We start from the raw sequence: 21,489 nt of genomic DNA, 5'->3' as shown, positions 1-21,489 counted from the left end.
GCTTGAACGAGGATTCTTTTCGCGGTCAGAACAGTTCATTAGCCTTGCAATGCGACAATAGCCAAAAGGCCTTTCGAGATCTCAATGGCGCTCCGCGATCTTCTTCTGCAACTCAGGAACGGGCTCACTGCCCGGGCGTCAGACGAGCTCGTGGTCGCTCAACTGGATGCGTTGAAGAAGCGCATTCCGATCCTTTACGCGGTTCTCAGCATCAACACGCTGGCTGTGGCGATCACGCATCAGCAGGTCCATGCTGTGCTGTCCCGCTATGTACCGGCAGTTCTCGTGACCCTGATGGTCGCGCGCTTGATCCACTGGCAGCGTTTGCAGACCGTCACCATAGAAGCCGCTGAAGCACGCCGGATCCTGCGGCGCCTGACACCCTTTACCGCTATTTTGTCTTCGGTGACACTTGCCTGGGCCATGGGGCTTTATCTCATTGACGAGAGGCTCAACACTGACGCCACCAGGCACATGACGCAACATGGTCATGCTGCATTGTTTGTGGGTCTGACGGTGATCTCCTGCATCAATCTCCTGATGCATGCGCGCGTTCCCGCGCTGGTGACCACCGTCTTCGTGATCCCGCCCTTTGCTTTGTTTCTCCTGTGGAACGGCTCGCGTGTCGAGCAGGCGGTGGCCATCAACCTCGTTCTGGTTGCCTCCGCCATGGTTTACGTGGTGTTCGTGTTCGCGCGCGATTTCGAGGATCTGGTTCTGTCGCGCTCCCGGTTGTCGCAGATGAACGCTTACCAAACCCGTCTTGCCAACACGGACGCGCTGACGGGCCTTGCCAACAGGCGCAGGTTCTATGGGGTTCTCGAGGAGTTAAGCCAGATCGAAGCGGCTTCGACCGTTCTTGTGATCGATCTCGACGGGTTCAAGCAGATCAACGACCTGCATGGCCATGCGATCGGCGATGAAGTTTTGCGCGAGATAGCCGTCCGTATCGCTCGGGAAACGCCTGACAGTCTTTGCACGGCGCGTATAGGTGGTGATGAATTTGCGGTGGTCTTCAACAAGGCGTTTCGAGACGCCAAGGTGCAGGCCTATGGTGAGCGGCTCATCGCTGCCTGCAATGCACCCGTGGTTCTTGAGGCCCTCACACTGTCCGTCGGCGCGTCGGTGGGCGTCTACAACGATTGCGACCCCAAAGGCGCGGCTCACGGTCGCCATATCGAGCGGGCCGATTACGCGCTGTTTCACGCCAAGGAAGCTGGCCGCAACCAGGTCGCCATTTTCCGGGCCGAACACGAGGTCCAACGCAAGCGCGGCAGTCATGTCGAACAGGTTCTGCGCGCCGCCAAGCTTGAAGAAGAACTCTATGTTCTCTTTCAGCCGATCGTTGATGCGCATTCCCGCCAGTTGATCGGCTTCGAAGCCCTGGCGCGCTGGAACAGCCCGGTTCTCGGCCAGGTTTTTCCATCGGAGTTCATCCCGATCGCCGAGCGCAGCGATGTCATTCATGCCGTGACCCGCAGCGTGATGAACAAGGCCGTTGCCCAGGCGAGCCGATGGCCCGCGCAGATCAGTCTCAAGGTCAATCTGTCCGCGCGCGACCTGTCTCCGCCCCGCATGCTGGAGCTTCTGGAGCAGTTCGAACATTCAGGCTTCGATGCCGCACGCATGAGCTTTGAAGTCACCGAAACGGCGCTCGGATCGCTCGATATGATCCTCGACACCGTGGCGCTGGTGAAGACCAAGGGCATTGCGCTTGCCGTGGACGATTTCGGCATCGGCTATTCGAGCCTGAGCTACATCCACAAGCTCAAGCCCGACCTCATCAAGATCGACCGCAGCTTTGTCAGTCGGCTCGGCAAGAATGACGGTGCCGAGGCGATCATCGAAACCATCGTGGCGATGAGCCGGAACGTGAAAGCAAGCTGCCTGGCTGAAGGTGTGGAAGAGGAAGCTCAGATCGATGCTCTCGAAGCGCTCGGATGCGACCAACTGCAAGGCTTTGCCATCGGGTATCCCATGTCAGGCGCCGAAGCTCTGGTCTTGATCGAAACGGGCGAGAAGCCGCCCTCTGGCTGAAGCTCAGCCCTTCCAGCCCCGATCGCCCGACAGAATACCGACTGCACGTCCGGCTAGCACGCTCGACAGCTTGCCGACCTCCGCCGCATTGGCGCTGGCGGCGCTTCCATCCCTCGCGCGGGCTGCGATGCCTTCGAAGATCACGGCGAAGCGGAACAAGGCGAAGGCGAGGTGGAAGGGTTTGAGGCCTTCGCTGAGACCTACGGCCCCGAGATAGATCTCCTCGAAGGCTTCGCGCGTCGGCAGGCCCTGATCCGCGAAGTCGACCCCCATCACGCCGCCATATTCCTGCGGGGTGATGAACCACAGTGTTTCGGTATGGGCGAGATCTGCGAAGGGGTGACCGAGTGTGGCTAGTTCCCAGTCGAGCACGCCGACGATCTGCGGTGCGGTCGGATGCAGCATGACATTGCCGACCCGGTAATCGCCATGCACGATCGTGGTGCGATCATCGGCCGGAATGTTCTGCGGCAGCCAGGCAGCCAGCGCATCGATGTCCGGGATTTCGCGCGTTTGGGAGAGGTGCCACTGCTTGGTCCACCGCGCGATCTGGCGCGCGAAGTAGCTTCCATGCTTGCCGAAGTCGCTCAGCCCGGCAGCGGCGACGTCCACGGAATGCAGGCGCGCAAGCACGGTGGCGAGATCGCGATAGGCGCTGGCGCGCTCGTCTTTCGCCAGTTCCGGCAGCTGGCTGTCGTGGAAGACGCGGCCATCAAGCCGCTCCATGACATAGAACTTGGTGCCGAGAAGCGCGGGATCGTCTTCATAAAGCACCATGCGCGGCACCGGAACGCCGTGGTCGGCCAGCGCCGCCATGATGCGGTATTCGCGGTCGACAGCGTGGGCCGACGGCAGAAGCTCGCCGGCCGGCTGCTTGCGCAGCACGAGTTCGCGATCGGGAAAGGACAGAAAGAAGGTGGGGTTCGATTGCCCACCCGAAATCTGTTGCAAGCGAGGCTCGCCGCGCAGGTCCGGCAGCCTTGTTTTCAGGTAATCGGACAGGGTTGAGAGCGCGAGCTCGCCCTGTCCTCCACTCTGTTTCAGATCCGCCGCCATGCGCTTCTCGCGCTGCCGCTCAGACGAGCTCGACCGCCATGGCCGTGCCTTCGCCGCCGCCGATGCACAGCGATGCCACGCCGCGCTTGAGGCCGTTTGCCTTCAGCGCGTTCAACAGCGTCACCATGATGCGCGCGCCCGAAGCGCCGATCGGATGGCCGAGCGCGCAGGCGCCGCCATTGATGTTGACGACATCATGCGAAATGCCGAGATCGTGGATCGCAGCCATCGGCACAACGGCAAAGGCTTCGTTAATTTCCCACAGATCGACGTCGTTCTTCGTCCAGCCGACCTTGTCGAGCAGCTTCTGCATGGCGAAAACCGGCGCGGTAGTGAACCAGTTCGGCTCCTGCGCATGGCTGGCATGGCCATGGATGGTGGCGAGCGGGGTCATGCCGCGCTTTTCGGCTTCCGACATGCGGGTGATGATGAGAGCCGCCGCGCCGTCCGAGATGGAGGAGGAATTGGCTGCGGTCACCGTGCCACCTTCGCGGAAGGCAGGCTTCAGATGCGGGATCTTTTCGGGACGCGACTTGCCGGGCTGTTCGTCGGTGGTGGAGGCATCCACGGCCACGATCTCGGCCTGGAAGCGGCCTTCCTCGATCGCCCGCTTGGCGCGTGACAGGGATTCCAACGCGTAGTTGTCCTGCGCTTCCCGAGTGAACTGATAATGCTGCGCGGTGTCTTCGGCAAAGGTGCCCATGGCGCGACCGCGATCATACGCGTCTTCGAGGCCGTCCAGCATCATGTGATCCAGAATGCGGCCGTGGCCGATGCGATAACCGCCGCGGGCCTTTTCAAGCAGGTATGGCGCGTTGGTCATGCTTTCCATGCCGCCGGCCAGAACGATGTTGGCGCTGCCGGAGGCCACCAGATCGGTCGCGAACATCGCGGCCTTCATGCCCGAGCCGCACATCTTGTTGATGGTGGACGCCGGAACGGCCTGCGGCACGCCGCCGGCGATCGCAGCCTGGCGTCCCGGGGCCTGGCCGAGGCCGGCCGACAGCACGCAGCCCATCACGACTTCGTCGATGTCGCCGCCGTTGATGCCGGCGCGCGACAGCGTTTCGCGGATCGCGGCCGCGCCAAGCGTAACGGCGCTTTCCTTCTTCAATTCACCCTGGAAGCTGCCCATCGGGGTACGGGCGGCGGCGGCAATGACGATGGGATCGCTCGACGAGATCATGATGATCCTCCTTGGACAGGTGGGCTGTTTGACAGCTGTTTACTCGCGAGTATAGGACTTACGCAAGAGCTATGATTATTCCGGACAATCGATGACAACTGGTGCGACGGTGAAACGCGCGACCGAGGTTTCTCCTTGGCCGAAGCCCGAGCAAAGACAGCGCGACCGCGCGTCGAAGCGCGAAGCCGTGCTGTTGCGGGCCGTGGAGTTCTTCAACGAAAAGGGCTTTCACGCGACCTCGCTGGAAGATGTCGCGGTGTCGCTGCATGTCACCAAGCCCACGATCTATCATTACTTCGCCAACAAGGATGAGATCCTGTTTGCCTGCGTGCAGCGCGGGCTGGAGGAAATCAGGCAGGCAGCGGAAGCCGCCGAGCAGGCGGGCGGCAATGGGTTGCAGCGGTTGCACGCGCTTCTGATCGACTATGCGATGATGATGAGCGACGGCTTCGGCGCTTGCGTCGGCCGCACCCCCGATCACGCGCTGTCGCCCGAAAGCCTGTCGCGCATCAAGGCGCTCAAGCGCGACACGGACGTCATCGTGCGCCGGGTCATTGAAGCCGGCATGGAAGATGGTTCGATCGCCGTGGCTGATGTGAGGCTGACGACCTTTACGGCACTTGGCGCCCTGAACTGGATTTCGCGCTGGTATGACCCGGCTGGCCCCCTATCCAAACGCGAAATTGCAGAGCATAGCGTGGATATGCTGATTGGCGGCCTGGCTGCGCGATCACACAAGGTCGCCGAGGGCGAATAGGGGAGTTCGATTGATGGGCATTCCGCAGAGTTTCGAAGGCCGGCTGCAGATCCCGGCGATTGCGGCTCCCATGTTCCTGGCGTCCGGCCCCGACCTCGTGGTGGAAACCTGCCGCGCCGGCATGATCGGCACCTTTCCGGCCCTCAACCAGCGCAGCAGCGAAGGCTATGCGGAGTGGCTGGACGAAATCCAGCGGCGCCTTGGCGAAACCTCCTCCGCCGCCCCGTTTGGCGTCAACCTGATCGTTCACAAGACCAATCCGCGTCTCGAAGCCGACCTCAAGATCACCGTGCAGAAGAAGGTGCCGCTGGTGATTACCTCGCTTGGTGCCGTGCGCGACGTGGTGGATGCCGTGCATTCCTATGGCGGTCTCGTTTTTCACGATGTGATCAACCGCCGCCATGCCGAAAAGGCTGCCGAAGCGGGTGTGGACGGCATCATCGCCGTGGCTGCGGGTGCAGGCGGACATGCCGGCTCCATCAGCCCCTTCGCGCTGATTTCCGAAATCCGCAGCATCTTTTCCGGCACGATCGTTTTGTCGGGCGCCATGTCCGATGGGCGCCAGATTGCGGCTGCGCGCGTCATGGGCGCTGACATGGCCTATCTCGGCACGCGCTTCATTGCCACGAAGGAAGCGCTGGTGTCGGAAGAGCAGAAGGCGATGCTGGTTGCGGCCAACGCCGCCGACATTCTCTACACACCGGCCATCTCAGGCGTGAACGCCAACTTCCTGCGCCCGAGCATCGTGGCTGCCGGGCTTGATCCCGACAATCTCGTTCAGCACGGCACGCTGGACATGGAAAACGAAGCGCGCGCCTGGAAAAACGTCTGGTCGGCCGGGCAGGGCACGGGCGCGATCAATGATGTTCCGGCAGCCGCCGAGCTCGTGCGGCGCTTGATTGCGGAATATCGCGACGCGATCAACGATGCCGCGCTCGATCCATTCGTTTCGACGGCACCGATCGTGGAACAGATCGCGCTGTCTTAAGCCGCGTCTGCCTCAGCGGGGAAAACGAGCATCCGCATGGCCATCACAAGGGCGGGCTTTTCCTCGTCCTCGATCTCGACGGTGATCTCGGCCAGATATTGCAGGCCGCCTGCGCGGGGTTCGACGGTTTTGATCACCTTGCGAATGCGCACCCGCTTGCCAACCGGGACGGGCGCGGTGAAGCGCAGGCGATCGGCCCCATAATTGATGGTGTGGCTGACATCCTCGTAGGTCAGAAGCTTTTCGATCAGACCCGGCACGAGCGACAGGGTGAGATAGCCATGCGCAACCGTGCCGCCGCGCTCGCGTGTCGCGCGCTCCACATCGACATGGATCCACTGGAAGTCGCCCGTTGCTTCGGCGAAGCGATCGACGCGCTCCTGGTCGATCAGCACCCACTCGCTGACGCCAATTTCCTGGCCAGCCAAGGCCGGCAAGTCCTGGTACTTGATATGCATGCGCTAAAAAGTCCGGTCTGAAAAACTGGACACCAGCCTAGCACGCTTCAAACGCCGCAGCATCATGCGCCGGTGCCGGTATACGCTCAGTGTAGCGCCGTGGTCGGCAGTGCGATCGTGCCGGTGCCGGAAGCCTTGAACAGAACCCGGTTCCGGCCCGTACGCTTTGCCCGGTAAAGCTGTTGATCCGCTTCGCGATAAAGCTGCGTAAAGCGCGACGGCGGCTCGAACGTGGCTCCGCCAACGCTGACCGACATGCGGATTGGTTTTCCCAAGGGTGCAAACAAGCTTTGAGCCACGCTCTGGCGGATGCGTTCCGCCACCGATTGCGCCGCCTCGGGAGCCGCGCCAGGCAAGAACACGGAAAACTCTTCACCGCCAATGCGGCCGACCAGGTCGATCTCGCGCAGCGATGACTTGATGCTGTTGGCGATCATCCGCAGCGCCTGGTCGCCTTCGTCATGCCCGAACTCGTCATTGATGACCTTGAAGTAGTCGACGTCGATCACGAGCAGGGCACCGCCGCGCTGCTTCTCCTCCAGGCTGACTTGTTCGAGGTAGGCATCAACCAATGTCGTAAAGGCGCGCCGCGTCAGACAGTCGGTCAGGCTGTCGGTGGAAGCCAGGAGTTGCAGCTGCCGATGCGCGATCGCCAGCTCGCGCATCCGGCTCAGCAGGAAGAAAAAGATAGGCGGGGCGATGAGGCCCGGAATGATGATGTTGTTCTGGGGATCGGAGCCCCACTGGAAGCGCCAATGTTCGAACGAGAAGCAGTCGATGATAAAGGCCAGCGCGATGCAGAGCAGCGTGCCAAGAACCGTAAACAGAATGATCTGCGGCCAGGTGTGTACGGTTCGCTTCGTGTTCAGAACGGTCATTGTCACTATAAGATCATGTCAGCTGTTTGAAAGGGCGCCGACCGTTTCTAGGTTCGTCAAAGAATGATATTGATGCGATGGTTTCAACCGCCTGGGCAGCGAGCCTTTGCCTTGGAACGGGAACTTCGCAAAGAGGCTTAAATCTTACATCGTGTTTGAGTAGCTTCCAAGGATCGGCGCATGCGTTATCCTCACGATAAACCCCCTGTGCTCAGTCTCACCCCTGGACCGGTGCCGGTCTATCCTGAAGTGCTGCATGCACTGTCACGGCAGGTGCCTTATGATGACGACCTGCCATACTCGGCTAAGTACGAGTTCGTCGTCGAAAGGTTGCAATCGGCAATGCAACTTTCCACCAAACCGCTCATTTTGCAGGGTGAGCCCGTGCTGGGGTTGGAAGCGGCCGCAGCATCGCTGATCGCATCCGACGACACTGTGTTGAACCTCGTTTCCGGGCCGTACGGCCGGGGCTTCGGCGTGTGGGCGCGGCGTTACGGCACCCAGGTCGTCGATCTCGAAGTCCCGGATAACCAGGCGATCGATTCCCACGCGGTGAGCGATCTTCTGAAGCGTTATCCCCAAACCGCCGTCGTGTCGGTTTGCCACCATGAAACGCCATGCGGCACGATCAATCCGATCAACGAGATCGGGGCGGTGGTGGCGGATCATGGTGCGTTGTTGATCGTGGATGCCGTGTCCTCTTTCGGCGGCATGAACACGCATCCCGAAGACTGCCAGGCTGCAATCTATGTCACCGGACCCGCCAAATGCCTCGGCGCTCCGCCGGCCCTCACGCTGCTCGGTGTCAGCACGCGCGCCTGGGCGAAGATGAAAGCCAATCCCACCGCGCCACGCGGATCGGTGCTCAGCATCCTCGATTGGGAGGACGCAGGCCTGGGCGGCAGGCGCTTTCCCTTCACGACCTCCATCGCCGACATCAACGCCCTCGATGCCGCGCTCGATCTTTACCTTGCAGAAAGACCGCAAGCCGTGTGGGCGCGCCATGATCTGACCGCGCGCACATTTCGTGTCGGCATTGCTGCGCTCAGTCTGTCGATCTGGGCGGCAAGCGACGCCATCGCGTCGCCCACGACCACCGTCGTGCGTTTGCCCGAAGGCGTCAGTGAGGCCGAGCTTCTCGGGGATCTGCGGGCCCGTTATGGCCTTCTCGTATCCGGCGGGCGAGGGCCTACAACCGGCAAGGCCATTCGCGTCGCTCACATGGGTCCAGCCGCGCACCCTCTGCACGCGATCGCGGCGCTGTCGGCACTGGGCGGAAGCCTGCAAAGACTGGGCTTCGACACGTCTCCCGGCGCGGCGATCGAAGCCGCACTACAGGTTGTGGAATTATCTACCTAGGGTTGCGTTTCGTTTCAACTCGCGCTAAGCCGCCAATGCATTTTTGGATCAAAGAAGAAAGCATTTCGGCGGATGAGCGAAGCCCTGGCTGACCCTCAGCGTGACATCGATGCAATCCTGGCGAGCATCCGTGCCGAGCTTGGAACGATCGCACCATCGCCCGCACAGGCCGATCGCCGTGCGCTTAGCGTCGTGCGGGTCGAGAGCCTGCATGAAGGCGACGAAAGCTTTCCCAGCGAGCGCAGGCAGTTCGCGCTGGCGGAATTCGAAGGCATGGATGAACTCGCCTTTCTTCATGCCGCGTATCGCGCCGTGCTTGGGCGCGACATCGATGAATCCGGCCTCAGCCATTATCTGCCCGTTCTGCGCGAAGGTCATACCGGCCCAGCCGATATCCTGCGCTCCCTGCGCGCTTCACCGGAAGGACAAGCGCGCGGCGTGGAGATCGCCGATCTCGATGGCCGTTCCCGCTTTGGTTGGGCGAAACGACTGCCGGTCGTCGGCGGCATTCTCTTCCGCCTCAAACCCTATCTCGCTTTGCCGCACGGCCAGCGCCGCCTGCAAAAGCGCATCGCTTCAAGCGATCGGCGCCAGCGCGAGGTCGTCACCGCCGTCAACGCGTCCTTATCCAGCGTGCGCCGTTCCCTGCAGAAGCTGGAACAACGCGTCATCGAAGCCGAGCAAGCGGCCGATCAGGCCCATGCGCTGGCACAAGAGGTGATCGACAGCCGCGACAACGCCCTGTCCGAACTCACCTCGGCGCGCCGGCAACTCATGGAACAACAGCGCCAGCTCACCGCCTTTATCGACCAAGCCCGCAGCGCTTTGCCCGAAGCGGCAACGCAAACTCCGGCGCTGCAAGCCGCCGAAGATGCTTCACTCGACAGCCTCTATATCGCCTTCGAGAACCGCTTTCGCGGTTCCACGGAGCTGATCAGCCAGCGCCTGCGCCGGTATCTCGGTCTCACCTGCGAAACGCCGCCTGTTGCCGCCGGCGGCACCGTTCTCGACATCGGCTGCGGGCGTGGCGAGTGGCTGGCTTTGTTGCGCGACGCCAATGTCGCTGCCCGCGGCATCGACCTCAACGGCGCCATGGCAGCGGAAGCGAGGGGACGCGGGCTCGACGCGCAGGAAGGTGACGCCATCGCTTATCTGCGTGGCCTGGAGGAGGGCAGCCTCGCCGCCGTCACCGGCTTCCACATCGTGGAGCATCTCGCCTTTCAAGATCTCGTTGCGCTGTTCGACGCTGCTTACGCCGCGCTGGCGCCCGAAGGCTTTGTTCTGTTTGAAACGCCCAACCCGGAAAATCTCGTGGTCGGCGCCTGCACCTTTCATTACGACCCGACCCACAACAAGCCGCTGCCGCCCGACTTCCTTCGTTTCATCGCCGAAACGCGCGGCTTCAGCGATGTCCGCATCATCCGGCGTGATGAAGACTGCCAGCTCGACCAGCCCGAAAGCGGCTTCGCACCTGTTGAGCTCAACGATTGGTTCCGCCAGCCGGCCGATTACGCCGTTTACGCCCGCAAGCCGCGTCTGGACGCCGCTTCCTGATGCGCGTCGGCGTTGCCACCGTTTACACGCCGGGCATTTTCGGCGGCGCGGAGTTCCTTGCGGCCGGTTTGGAGGACGCCTTTCGCCGTGCCGGCCACAGCCTGCACGGCATCCGCATCCCGTTCCACTTCGAACCGCCTACCGCCGCGCATGAGGCGATGCGCCAGGCCGGGTCGGTCGATTTCTCGCGCTACCATGGCGGCCAGATCGACGCCCTGATCTGCCTCAAATTCCCCGCTTACCTAATCGAGCACCCCCACAAGGCGCTGTGGCTCCTGCATCAGCATCGCCCCGCCTATGACCTCTATGACACGCCCTATGGCTGGGCGAAGGGGCACGCCGAAACCGATGCGCTGCGCACCGAGATCATCGAGGCCGACAACAAGAGCCTCGGTAGCGCCAAGGCGGTCTTCACCATCGCCGAGCGCGTGTCGCAGCGGCTGCAGCACTATAACGGTATCGCCTCAAGGGCGCTCTACCATCCGCCGGCAAACGCCGACGCCTTCCATTGCGCCGAAGCCATGCCCTACATCTTCGCGCCGAGCCGGCTGGAAATCCTGAAGCGTCAGGACCTGCTGCTGCGGGCCGTTGCGGCCTGTCCGCGTCCCGTGCAGGTCATCTTCGGCGGCACCGGCGGGCGTCGTGCCTTTCTCGAAGATCTCGCCGGCGAACTCGGCGTCACCGACCGCGTGCGCTTTCTCGGCGAGATCTCGCGCCCCGAGATGATCGCGCTTTATGCGCATGCCTCCGCGGTGTTCTTCGGTCCGCTCGATGAAGACTACGGCTATGTCACGCTGGAAGCGATGCTGTCGGGCAAGCCGGTCATCACCTGCACAGATTCCGGCGGCCCACTCGAATTCGTGGTGGATGGCGAAACCGGTCTGATCTCAGCGCCGACCCCGCAAGCGGTCGCCGAAGCGCTGGTGCAGATCGTCGATCATCCCGCCAAAGCCGCTGCGATGGGGCAGGCGGGGCGGGCGCGCTATGGCGACATGCAGATCGGTTGGCAGCCGGTGGTGGACGCTCTTCTCGACGGCGCGCTCGGCCGAACCGGCACGTCGGCGCGTGCTGCATGAAGATCGCACCATGAAGATCGCAATCATCATCCCGCACCCCATTCCCTTCGCCATCGGCGGGGCAGAAAACCTGTGGTGGGGGCTGCAAGGTCATATCGAGCAGAACACGCCGCATACTTGCGACATCGTCGCTGTGGTTTCGCCGGAAGACACGCTCGACGGCCTCGTTTCCTCCTACAAGGCTTTCTCTGAGCTCGATCTCAGCGCCTATGACTGCGTCATATCCGGCAAGTACCCGGCCTGGATGGTCAAGCATCCCAACCATGTCTGCTACATGCTGCACCGCCTGCGCGGTTTGTACGACACCTACAACGGCGCTTCGGCCGACACGATCACCTCGGCCCGCGCCCGCATGTTGGTCGCCTGGATGCGCGACATGGCGGGCGATCACGGCGCGCATGATCAGGTCCTGCCGGAGTTCTTCGAACGCTACAAAGCGCTGCGTCAAAGCGACGTCGCCGAAAGCGTCTTCGCCTTTCCCGGCCCATTCGCGCGCGAGATCCTGCACTTTCTCGATGGCATCGGCCTGTCGCAGGCGCGCATCCAGCATCATGCCGCGATCTCCAGAACGGTTGCCGATCGCCGGGGATATTTCCCGCTCGGCGCCGATGTCAGCGTCCTGCATCCGCCGCCGCATCGCGCGGATTATCGCTGCGGCGCGCAGGATTACCTCTTCACCTCGAGCCGGCTCGATGCACCCAAGCGCGTCGATCTCCTTATCGAGGCCATGCGCTTCGTTGATGCCGATCTCCCGCTGCTCATCGCCGGCTCCGGCCCCGACGAAAAGCGCCTGAAAAATCTGGCGCAACACGATCCGCGTATCCGCTTTCTCGGCTTCGTGCCGGATGACCAGATGCCCGGCCTTTATGCCGATGCGCTCGCCGTGCCCTTCGTGCCCCGCGACGAGGATTACGGCCTGATCACGGTTGAAGCCATGCGCAGCGGCAAGCCGGTGGTGACGGTTCGGGATTCCGGCGGCCCAACGGAGTTCGTGCGCAACGGCGAAACCGGCTTCATCACCGCAAGCACGGCCGAGGCGCTCGGCGAACGGCTGGCCTATCTTGCCGCACATCGGGATGAAGCGCAGCGCATGGGCGAAACGGCGCGCGCTGGCGTTGAAGGCGTCACCTGGGCCTCCGTATTCGAAGGCCTGATGCAGCGGCCGACCCGTGCTGCCGCAGTGCTTCGCCAGCGCCGCCCCAAGCTCACGCTCGCCAACACGTTTCCCGTTTATCCGCCCATGGGCGGCGGGCAGTCGCGCATTTTTCACCTCTACAAGCATCTCGCCGACAGCTACGATATCGACATCGTTTCGCTGGATGACCAGCCGGAACCGCCGCGTGAGATCGCGCCGGGCGTGGTCGAGATCCGGATCGCCAAGTCGGCGGCGCATCTGCGGGCCGAGCAGCTTTTGTCGCAAACCGTCGGCAACCAGCCCGTCGGCGATATTGCTGCCGCACTGGCATCGCGCCTGACGCCGGATTTCATGGCCGCGCTCGCCGCCTCCTGCGCCACGAGCGTGGCGGGTATCGCCAGCCATCCCTATCTCGTTGAACCTCTGAAACAGGCGCTGAACACCAAGCCGCTCTGGTTCGAAGCGCACAATGTCGAGGCCGACCTCAAGCGCGCCATGCTTGCGGATCATCCCGCAGGCCAGCGCCTGCTGGATGCCGTGCAAGCCGCAGAAGGCAAGGCCTGGCGTCTCGCTTCGCATGTCTTTGCATGTACCGCGCGCGATCTGACGCGGCTGGGCGAGATCTACGGCCCAACCCGCGCTCATCTGCACGAAGTGCCGAACGGCGTTGCGCTCGATGACGTGCCGTTCACCGCACCGGCCACCCGGCGTGATCTGCAAGCGCGCACCGGCTTGGCCGGGCAAACCACCGCGCTTTTCATTGGAAGCTGGCACCAGCCGAACATTGAAGCGCTGGAAGAGATCATCGCTGTCGCCGAAACACTGCCGAGCGTTCGCTTTGTTATCCTCGGCAGCGTGTGTCTGCCTTTTGGGGATCGGGCTACTCCTTCCAATGTCCACCTGCTCGGTCAGGTCGACAACGCCACCCGCAACGACCTGCTTGCCGCTGCCCATGTCGCGCTCAATCCCATGCGCTCGGGCTCGGGCACCAACCTCAAAATGCTGGATTACTTCGCTTCCGGCATTCCGGTTCTGTCCACCGCCTTCGGCGCACGCGGTTTGCGCTTTGAAAGCGGCGAGCATTTCGGGCTGATCGGAGAGAACGGCCTGCATGGCGGGCTGAGCGAGTTCGTGAACACCGCACCGGGCGAGCTCGACCGGATGGTCACCGCCGCGCGAAAACAGGTGGAAGCGCTTTATTCCTGGGAAACGATCGCGAGAAACTTCCTCGCCGATCTCTCCGGCACCACCCTTCCGAAATCCGCGTGAGATCGGAGGCAAGGTGAAGTCCCGCAATCTCCGCTACATTCCCGAGATCGACCAACTCAGGCTGCTCGCCGCTCTGCTGGTTTTCGCGTTCCATTTCTTCCACATGTACAAAGGCGGCTGGATTCCGCTGCCCCAATACGCCTGGCTCGGCCTCATCACCGAAGGGCATACCGGCGTTGCCTTGTTCTTCGTGCTGTCCGGCTTCATTTTCATGACGATCGCGGCGGAAGGGGAGGCGATCGCCTATCGCCAATTCCTGCGTAACCGCCTGCTGCGCATCGCGCCGCTGTTTCTCGCGGTCTTCATGGTCGCGATCTCGATCCATCGCGACCGCTTCGTGGCCACCGACCTGCTTTATGTCTTCGTCACCAATATCGGCGATCCGCCGACCTCCTGGCATCTCGTCACCGGGCCGGCATGGAGCATCTCGGTCGAGTTTACCTTTTATCTGATCTTCCCGTTTCTGGCGCAGTTCGTGCGCGAGCGCGGCGCAGGTTATCTCGTCAAGCTGATCCTGATGATGCTCGTCATCAAGCTCGGCGCTTATCTCGCGGCCGAGAACAGCCGGCTGATGCTGTATTCAACGCTGGTCGGACGCTTCGACCAGTTCCTCATCGGCATGCTGGCAGGCCTCGCCTATCACCGTCGGCAGGATTGGCTGAGCCGTCACGGACGAACACTCTTCTTCGTGGCATCCCTCGTGACGATCGTCGCTGTCGGCGTGCAGGCGCGCTATGCGAGTTCGTTCCTGCCCGAGCAGAAGCAGCCATTCTGGATCTTGTGGGGCACGGTTGAAGCCGCATGCTGGGCCGGCGTCATCCTGGGCTTCGTGCGTGGCGGCATTTCGTTCGGCGAACGGCTGGATCGCGTCTTTGCGACCTGCGGCGCCTGGAGCTTCTCGATCTATATGTGGCACGCCATGATCCTGTTCACCGCGCATGAGCTGTTCGGCTCGATGGGCGGCACCGGCATCATTGCGCTTATCCTGAACGGGGCTGTGCTTCTTGGCGCGACACTCGCCTTTTCCTGGCTGTCCTATTCCGTCATCGAACAGCCGTTCCTCGGCCTGCGCGGTCGTTATGTGGAAGCGCCCGCCAAGCCGTGATCAGCGCTCGACGGTAATCACTGGAGGCATGAACATCTTGCCGTCGAATGCCGGCTTGTCCAGGTTCACCACGTCGAACATCAGCGCCAGATCGCGCCACTCGTAATTGGCGTCGAGATGGCTTTCGCCGGCCGAAAGCGCCAGCGCGATCGAATAGGTGCCCGGTCCCAGCATGACAGGAAAGGTGATGCGAAAGGTCGCCGTGTCACCGGCCTGCGGTGCCTCGATGACCTGGCCGCTGAACGCCGTATTGGTGCCGAAAAAGGTTTGCCCGAGACGGTCCTTGATCGCGTAACCCAGCACCAGCGACGGCAGCGCTTCCACCGCGCGTGCTTTCACCACGAGAGTGACCGTCGCGCCCACGGCCACCGTATCCGCCGGCTTGCTGGCGGCATCTTCCAGGGCGGCATGCTCGATCACCGCCTGCCGGGTGCCGGAAATCGTGCGCATGCGCCCGTCTTCCAGTGTTTCGGTGGTGATCGTTTCGCCCTTCTTCTGGGCGATCAGCGCGTTGTAGTAATCGAGCACGGCTTCCGGAGTGCCGTCGCGCACCATCTGCCCGTTGTCGAGCAGGATCGCGCGCGTGCACAGGCTCTGCAGCGCCACCTTGTCATGCGACACCAGGATCAGGCTCGTGCCCTTGGCCTGAAAGCGGCGGATGCGCTCCATGCTCTTGTGCTGGAAATAGGCGTCACCCACCGCCAGCGCTTCATCGACGATCAGGATATCCGGCCGAAACGCCGTCGCCACCGCAAAAGCCAGCCGCATCTGCATGCCGCTGGAATAGGTGCGGATCGGCTGGTCGAAAAAAGCGCCGAGTTCGGCAAAGCCGGTAATATCCTCCAGCGCGCCTTCGATCTCACTTTGATTGAACCCCATCATGCCGGCCGCGTGAAAGGTGTTCTGCCGCCCCGTCAGCTCGCCACTGAACCCCATGCCGAGTTCGAGGATCGCCGCCACTCGGCCGGACAAAGCAATACGTCCCGCACTCGGGCGCGTAATGCCGGCGATCATCTTCAACAGCGTGCTTTTGCCCGCACCATTGCGCCCGGCTATGCCGATCGCTTCGCCGGGATCGACCCGGAAGCTGATGTCGCTCAGCACCCACCGTTCGTCCGGTGCCGGGATCGGCAGCCCGAACCAGCGCATCAGCCGATGCCGCTCGCGTGCGTATCGACGAAACGCCTTGCCGACACCGTCCAGTTGCAAAAGCGGTGCGCTCACAGCGTATCCATCATCTCGGCCTGCGATTGGCGCAGCATGAAGCGGCCAAGCAGAAGCAGAACAAGCGCAAGGGCGACAACCGCCGCAAGCTTCCCGAAATCCGGCGGCTGATCGTACACCAGCACGCGGTGATAATTATCCAGCACCCAGAACATCGGATTGAGCCCGATCACCCAGCGGTAACTCGCCGGGATGATGTCGATCACATAAACGATCGGCGTCAGCCAGAAGCCGAACTGCAAGCCGATCTGCACGAGCTGGCCGACATCTCGAATGAACACGTTGAGCACGCCGCAGCACAGCCCAAACCCACCCGCCAAGGCAAGGTTGGCGAGCAACAGCACCGGCAACCAAAGCGCTTGCCAGCTCGGCACATGGCCCATCAGCAGAAAGGCCGCGGCCGTTACCGCGATCATCACGCAATTGTTGAAGGCGGCACTTCCCAACACGATCAGAGGCAGCACGGTGCGCGGAAAGGCGATTTTCTTCAGCGCATTGGCATTGTCGAGAAACAGCGTCACGCAGCGCGTCACGATTTCGGTGAACGGATACCAGGCGAGAAATCCCGCCAGCAGATAGATCGCATAAGCAAAGCGATTGTCGACGCCAGGCAGGCGCGAGCGCATCACAGTCGACAGAACCAGCGCATACATCGCGACCTGTAATAGCGGCGAGACCACCAGCCACACCAATCCGAGCCGGCTTCCCACCACGCGCAACCGCAGCTCGGTGGCGATGGATGACAAGACGAAATAGCGATAAGCCCAGGTGCGCCGCAGGCCGAAGGATTGCCGCATCGCGGGGATCATGCCCGCTGACCCAGCACATGGCGATAAACATCCGCCGTTTCCCGTGCGCAGCGGGCCCAGGAGAAGCGCGCCGCCTGGCTGAATCCGGCAGCAATCGCTCCGTCGCGCCAGGCTTCATCCGTCAGCCCGCGCTCCAGCGCCGCCGTCAGCCCCTCGACATCCTCGGCCTGCACCATCAGCGCCGCATTGCCCGCAACTTCCGGCAACGATGCGGCATTCGAACACACCACCGGCACGCCCGATGCCATCGCTTCCAGCACCGGCAGGCCAAAGCCTTCGTAGAGCGAGGGGAAAGCGAACAACCGCGCGCCGGCAAACAGATGCGGCAGCGCTTCTTCCGGCACATAACCGAGATATCGGGCCCAGCCTTCCGCCGTTGCCTGGCGAATGCGCGCGTGAATGCCCGCATTGTTCCAGCCCTTGTAGCCCGCAAGCACCAGCGGAAAGCGCGTGCGCAATGTCGTCGGCAGCGCTTCATAAGCCGCCAGAAGCCGCTCCAGGTTTTTTCGCGGCTCGATCGTGCCGGCATAAAGCGCATAGCCGCCTGGCTTGAGCCCCATCGTTGCAAGTATCGGCGCAGTGATCGCCTGGTCGCGCGCAAAGAAGTCCGCGCTGCCCGCAAGGCTGGTCGTAAAGATCCGCTCCAGCGGCAATCCGAAATGGGCGGCGATCTCGTGCCTTATGAAATCGGATACGGTGATGATCGCCGTCGCGCGCTCCATCGCCACCTCCACCTCGCGCGTCATGAACGCCACGCGCTCAGGCGGATGAAACTGCGGCATCTTCAGAACCGAAAGGTCGTGCATGGTCACAACCGCCGGACCATCCGTCTTCGGCAGGTAGAAGTTCGGCCCGTGATAGACATAGTCGCCCTTGCCGGCGAGCGTGTCCGTCCGCGCCGTATCGACCCGTCGGCGGTAGATGTTGAGCAGAAACGGAAACCGCGCCGCCACCTCCCGCTTCAGCCTGAGCATGCGCGAAGCCGGCGCCGTGGCACTCGCTGCCTCCATTCCATCCGGCAGCGTGTCCACGAAGGCGGCGTCGCTGAAATAGCGGAGCTCTTCCACATCCTTAAGTTGTGAAAGGTTGCGGGCGAGCTCCAGCGTATAACGGCCGATCCCCGTGAGCGGATAACGGATCGGTTCAACCGAAAGAATGACTTTCATGGGATGCGGCAGGGTCCAGGCGCGGGCGGGTGAACAAAACGGGACCTAGCCGCTCCCGCACCAAAATGCAACCTTCGGTAGAGCTTGCTCGTGTGATTTTCCTTGGCTAAGGAAGCACGCGTTCAGTGTTTCACAAGCGAGGCTTGCCAGCATGACCGCCGATTTCCATCCGATCTCTCGCGAACGTCATTCAGCCAAGAAGTGGCTGGCGGCGCGTGACCTGGGCTTTGCCGCCGACCGTCATCTCGTGCCGCTTGTCAGTGCAGAGATCGGCCATGCCGCGCGCGCTTTGCCGCTGGCCTTCGTGAAAAGCGGGAACATAACCACGCTCGTTGCCGTGCTCGGTCTTACGCCTGGCCACAACCTGATGGTGGGGCCGAACAACCGCTGGCTGGCGCTCTACACCCCCGCCCTTTTGCGCTCCCACCCCTTCCGCCTGGCCAAAACCGAGGCGGATAAGTTCGTGTTGTGCGTGGATGAAGCAAGCGGTCTGGTGATCGACAGCGCGGTGGGCGAGGCGGGGTCGCCCTTCTTCGACGCTCAAGGCGAGATCGCGCCCGAAACGGCCAAGATGATGGAGTTCGTGTCCACCCTGCAGCAGGCCGAACAGCCAACCGCCAAAGCCGTGCAAGCCATAGAAGCCGCCGGTCTGCTCGAGCCTTGGCCGATCACGACAGGTGAGGGCGCGGAGGCCGCGCAGGTGCAGGGCTTGTTGCGCATCAACGAGGCCGCGCTCAATGCGCTCGACGCCAATGCTCTTCATCAGCTGCGCCAAAGCGGCGGCCTCCCCATCGCCTATGCGCAGCTCATTTCCGCCGGCAATCTGCCCATGCTGTCCGGCCTGCTGATGGCCAGCCGCAAAGCCCAGGCCGCGCGCATGACAGTGCCCGAAAAGAGCTTTCTCAATGAAGAAGACGGCTCGCTGAAGATCGACTGGAACACGTTCCTCAAGGACTAGCCCTGATCCGAACAACCAGAGCCACCTTGCGGGAAAGCGCGAAGGGCCGGACAATGCCGACCCTCACAACGCAAAGCCCCTGCAGTCACAGCCCGTGGTCCGTCATCCCAAGAACGAAACCGGCTGCCACGACCGTGCCGGCGCGTCGATCAATGACGCGCCATGAACCCTTCGAGCTTGGCGATCCGCGCTTCCAGTTCGTCGCGCGCTTGTTCGGCGGCCTGCACGGCCATTTCGTCGCCGAAGATCAGCTCATAGCTCAGCGGATCGTAATACTTCATCAGGTTCACCGCGAATTCGCGCGGCGCCACCTTGAAGGCGTCGGCCCAAACCCGCATCTGCGCCGGCGGCACGCGACCGCGTCCGGATTCGATCTGCGAGATGAACGTGTAGTAGTCGATGCCCACAACCTTTGCGAGATCGCGCTGAGACAGGCCTGCGGCCTCGCGCAATCCCTTCAGCCACTTGCCGGCTTCCTGCCGCAAGCGCAGCACATCTCCATGGGCAACGCCCTGTTGCGGATGGGTGAACATCTCCGTGTACTCACTCGGTTCGAGTTTTGCTGTCCTGTTCCTTCCGCTTTGCCTTGGCCTTGCAGGGGAACATCAGCTCTTGCACCCACCAATACCCATCATCTCCTGCTTATGCAACCTAACCGTGCAGCAAAAATAACAACTCACGCTTAGGTTGACTCCCTTGCACAACTTGCAGTAGTTCAATCCGCATACACCGACTCAACCATGAGTGGGTGTCTGTCTTGGTGCTTTACGACAGCTGGCCCGCGAGGGGGCTGGGTGAGCTCCGGACTTGTGAAGCCAACCCAAGGGAACCATCATGGACGAGATCCAGAAGATTTACATCGCCCTCTTCGGGCGTCCGGCCGATCCGCTCGGCCTTGAATACTTCGCAGCCGAAACCAAGAACGGTGCCGATCTCACCGCGATTGGCGATCTGGCCAGCACGGACGAGTACCAGTCGCGTTTTGAAGGCGACAGCAACGCGCAGATCATCAACGCGATCTACCTTCAGCTGTTCGACCGGCCGGCCGACGCTGCCGGCCTCGCTTTCTTCAGTGCTCAGCTGATCTCCGGTGCTCAGACGATCAACACGATCGCCATCAACATTGCGCAGGGCGCGCAGGGTGGTGATCTTGATGTGCTGAATGCGAAGGTAGAAGCTGCGAACCTGTTCACAAACGCGATCGATACCGACATTGAGATCGCGCTTTACACGGGTGATGACGCTGCCGCAGCCGGTCGCGCCTATCTTTCGGCCGTTGTGAGCGAAGCCACCATCCCGACGCAGGCTGAAGTTGATGCAGCCGTCGCCAACCTTCAGGATGTGAACTTCCCTGGTAACACGATCGAGCTTACGGGCGGTGTGGACAACATCACTGTCAGCTCGACCGGTGCAGCAGGCTTCGCAACCACCAATAATGACGTCATCAATGCTGACGCCGGTGAGTTCACGAGCGGCGATCAGATCAATGCTGGTGCCGGAACTGACACCCTGAACGCTGTTCTGTCGAATAGCATCACCACAACCGAGACGACGCTCGTTAGCGTTGAGGAACTCAATGTGGTTGGCGCAACGGGAGCAAGTGTTTCGCTAGACTTGCAAGAAACCTCTGGCGTGACATCCATCACTGTGGATGCAAACCTTCTTGATGGTGCGGCTGCCGGCGATACCTTTATCTACTCGGTTGATGCTGGCGTGGCTCTCGAGGTCGTTGGTGACCATGGTGCGGCTGACATCGGCTTCTCCGCAGGTGAAGATAGTAATACCCTTACGCTTACAGACGTTTCCACGACCGGATACATCTACCTGTATGGCGACAACGAGTATCTTGACACTGCAAACTATGTAATCGCTGGCGATGCTTCAGTAGGTGAGCTTGAATCCTACGCTACGGACTCAGTTGTAACTGGCGAAGGTGATCTGAATATCCGTAACCTCTACATCTCGGACAACGATGATGAGGCTCATTCGTTCGACGCGTCGGCTCTCGATGGTGTTCTGACCATCGGCGGTATTTCGGATAATGGCGCAACCATCACCATCACCGGCACGAACAACATCGATGCTATCACGCTCGGCACCGCTGAAGAGACGGTCGTTTATCTGAAGTCGGATCAAACCACTTCCGCGACACTGGAAGTGCTCACCGGTTTCGATGCGACGGAAGACGCACTCGACTTCTCCGCATTTGATCTCGATAGCGCCAACGCAACCACCTTCACGCAGCTCATCGATGGTGCTGCTTTCTTGAACGGCACTTCGATCGGTCTCTTCGACACGGGCGCCGGCACCACTGTCATCATCGACAGCAACGGCGACGGCAATCTCGATCTCGCAACGGACTTCGCAGTTTCGCTTACCGGCGTGGCTGCTGCGTCCCTCACGGCAGATAACTTCGTTATCTAAGTTTCGGCAGATTTGTAGTGAACCCGCTGCCTTCGGGCGGCGGGTTTTTG

The 21,489-nt window shown here is 61.8% G+C and carries 18 protein-coding genes; 10 read left to right on the top strand and 8 right to left on the bottom strand.

The window, feature by feature from the left end; translation table 11 throughout:
* Positions 1-84: 84 nt before the first annotated feature.
* Positions 85-2,037: a putative bifunctional diguanylate cyclase/phosphodiesterase gene (locus JYU29_RS11485; RefSeq protein ID WP_213984920.1), complete on the top strand. Its 1,953-nt coding sequence runs from the start codon at positions 85-87 to the stop codon at positions 2,035-2,037.
* Positions 2,038-2,040: 3 nt separating this feature from the next.
* On the opposite strand, the gene JYU29_RS11480 is transcribed toward JYU29_RS11485, so the two are convergent.
* Positions 2,041-3,093 carry a phosphotransferase family protein gene (locus JYU29_RS11480; RefSeq protein WP_213984919.1) on the bottom strand — a complete coding sequence of 351 codons (1,053 nt, stop codon included), beginning with the start codon at positions 3,091-3,093 and terminating at the stop codon, positions 2,041-2,043.
* Between the two features lie 19 nt (positions 3,094-3,112).
* The gene (locus JYU29_RS11475; protein WP_213984918.1) at positions 3,113-4,279 is read right to left on the bottom strand and encodes an acetyl-CoA C-acyltransferase; all 1,167 of its coding nucleotides are present in this window, start codon (positions 4,277-4,279) and stop codon (positions 3,113-3,115) included.
* Positions 4,280-4,370: 91 nt separating this feature from the next.
* On the opposite strand from JYU29_RS11475, the gene JYU29_RS11470 reads away from it, so the two are divergent.
* Positions 4,371-5,036, top strand: a complete 666-nt coding sequence (locus tag JYU29_RS11470) for a TetR/AcrR family transcriptional regulator (protein ID WP_213984917.1) — start codon at positions 4,371-4,373, stop codon at positions 5,034-5,036.
* A gap of 13 nt (positions 5,037-5,049) precedes the next feature.
* Positions 5,050-6,024: an NAD(P)H-dependent flavin oxidoreductase gene (locus JYU29_RS11465; protein ID WP_213984916.1), complete on the top strand. Its 975-nt coding sequence runs from the start codon at positions 5,050-5,052 to the stop codon at positions 6,022-6,024.
* Here JYU29_RS11465 and JYU29_RS11460 read toward each other — a convergent pair.
* Both JYU29_RS11460 and JYU29_RS11455 read right to left on the bottom strand, forming a co-directional pair.
* Entirely contained in the window at positions 6,021-6,482 is a 462-nt protein-coding gene (locus tag JYU29_RS11460) for a MaoC family dehydratase (protein ID WP_213984915.1), read from the bottom strand. The two genes, JYU29_RS11465 and JYU29_RS11460, sit on opposite strands and share 4 nt — an antisense overlap.
* An 86-nt stretch (positions 6,483-6,568) precedes the next feature.
* Positions 6,569-7,360 carry a GGDEF domain-containing protein gene (locus tag JYU29_RS11455; protein ID WP_213984914.1) on the bottom strand — a complete coding sequence of 264 codons (792 nt, stop codon included), beginning with the start codon at positions 7,358-7,360 and terminating at the stop codon, positions 6,569-6,571.
* Between the two features lie 342 nt (positions 7,361-7,702).
* Between JYU29_RS11455 and JYU29_RS11450 the strand changes: the two genes are divergently transcribed.
* From JYU29_RS11450 to JYU29_RS11430, 5 genes are all read left to right on the top strand, one after another.
* Positions 7,703-8,719, top strand: coding sequence for a pyridoxal-phosphate-dependent aminotransferase family protein (locus tag JYU29_RS11450; protein ID WP_250157350.1), 1,017 nt, complete (start codon positions 7,703-7,705; stop codon positions 8,717-8,719).
* Between the two features lie 72 nt (positions 8,720-8,791).
* On the top strand, positions 8,792-10,273 hold the full coding sequence (locus JYU29_RS18345; RefSeq protein ID WP_250157349.1) for a class I SAM-dependent methyltransferase: 1,482 nt from the start codon (positions 8,792-8,794) through the stop codon (positions 10,271-10,273).
* Positions 10,273-11,349: a glycosyltransferase family 4 protein gene (locus JYU29_RS11440; protein WP_213984912.1), complete on the top strand. Its 1,077-nt coding sequence runs from the start codon at positions 10,273-10,275 to the stop codon at positions 11,347-11,349. The genes JYU29_RS18345 and JYU29_RS11440 overlap by 1 nt, the downstream gene beginning before the upstream one ends.
* A gap of 10 nt (positions 11,350-11,359) precedes the next feature.
* Positions 11,360-13,753: a glycosyltransferase gene (locus JYU29_RS11435; protein WP_213984911.1), complete on the top strand. Its 2,394-nt coding sequence runs from the start codon at positions 11,360-11,362 to the stop codon at positions 13,751-13,753.
* A 13-nt stretch (positions 13,754-13,766) separates the two neighbouring features.
* Entirely contained in the window at positions 13,767-14,858 is a 1,092-nt protein-coding gene (locus JYU29_RS11430; RefSeq protein ID WP_213984910.1) for an acyltransferase family protein, read from the top strand.
* Here the strand turns inward: JYU29_RS11430 and JYU29_RS11425 are convergent, their stop codons facing one another.
* The 3 genes from JYU29_RS11425 to JYU29_RS11415 are packed head-to-tail and all read right to left on the bottom strand — an operon-like array spanning position 14,859 to position 18,057.
* Complete coding sequence (locus JYU29_RS11425; RefSeq protein WP_347879882.1) at positions 14,859-16,082, bottom strand: ABC transporter ATP-binding protein; 1,224 nt, start codon at positions 16,080-16,082, stop codon at positions 14,859-14,861.
* Positions 16,079-16,879, bottom strand: a complete 801-nt coding sequence (locus JYU29_RS11420; RefSeq protein ID WP_213984909.1) for an ABC transporter permease — start codon at positions 16,877-16,879, stop codon at positions 16,079-16,081. The genes JYU29_RS11425 and JYU29_RS11420 overlap by 4 nt, the downstream gene beginning before the upstream one ends.
* Before the next feature lie 8 nt (positions 16,880-16,887).
* Positions 16,888-18,057, bottom strand: coding sequence for a glycosyltransferase family 4 protein (locus JYU29_RS11415; RefSeq protein WP_213984908.1), 1,170 nt, complete (start codon positions 18,055-18,057; stop codon positions 16,888-16,890).
* Positions 18,058-18,208: 151 nt separating this feature from the next.
* Here JYU29_RS11415 and JYU29_RS11410 point away from each other — a divergent pair, with 151 nt between their 5' ends.
* Positions 18,209-19,015: a SapC family protein gene (locus JYU29_RS11410; RefSeq protein ID WP_213984907.1), complete on the top strand. Its 807-nt coding sequence runs from the start codon at positions 18,209-18,211 to the stop codon at positions 19,013-19,015.
* A 149-nt stretch (positions 19,016-19,164) separates the two neighbouring features.
* Here JYU29_RS11410 and JYU29_RS11405 read toward each other — a convergent pair whose 3' ends face one another.
* Positions 19,165-19,548: a helix-turn-helix domain-containing protein gene (locus tag JYU29_RS11405; protein ID WP_213984906.1), complete on the bottom strand. Its 384-nt coding sequence runs from the start codon at positions 19,546-19,548 to the stop codon at positions 19,165-19,167.
* A 301-nt stretch (positions 19,549-19,849) separates the two neighbouring features.
* Here JYU29_RS11405 and JYU29_RS11400 point away from each other — a divergent pair, with 301 nt between their 5' ends.
* Positions 19,850-21,439, top strand: a complete 1,590-nt coding sequence (locus JYU29_RS11400) for a DUF4214 domain-containing protein (protein ID WP_213984905.1) — start codon at positions 19,850-19,852, stop codon at positions 21,437-21,439.
* The last annotated feature ends 50 nt before the right edge of the window (positions 21,440-21,489 follow it).

It is taken from the genome of Tianweitania aestuarii (assembly GCF_018457165.1).
In the GTDB taxonomy this organism is placed as follows: domain Bacteria; phylum Pseudomonadota; class Alphaproteobacteria; order Rhizobiales; family Rhizobiaceae; genus Tianweitania; species Tianweitania aestuarii.
The sequence above is the reverse complement of the archived record's forward strand: the minus strand, read 5'-3'. Positions and strand labels throughout refer to the sequence as shown.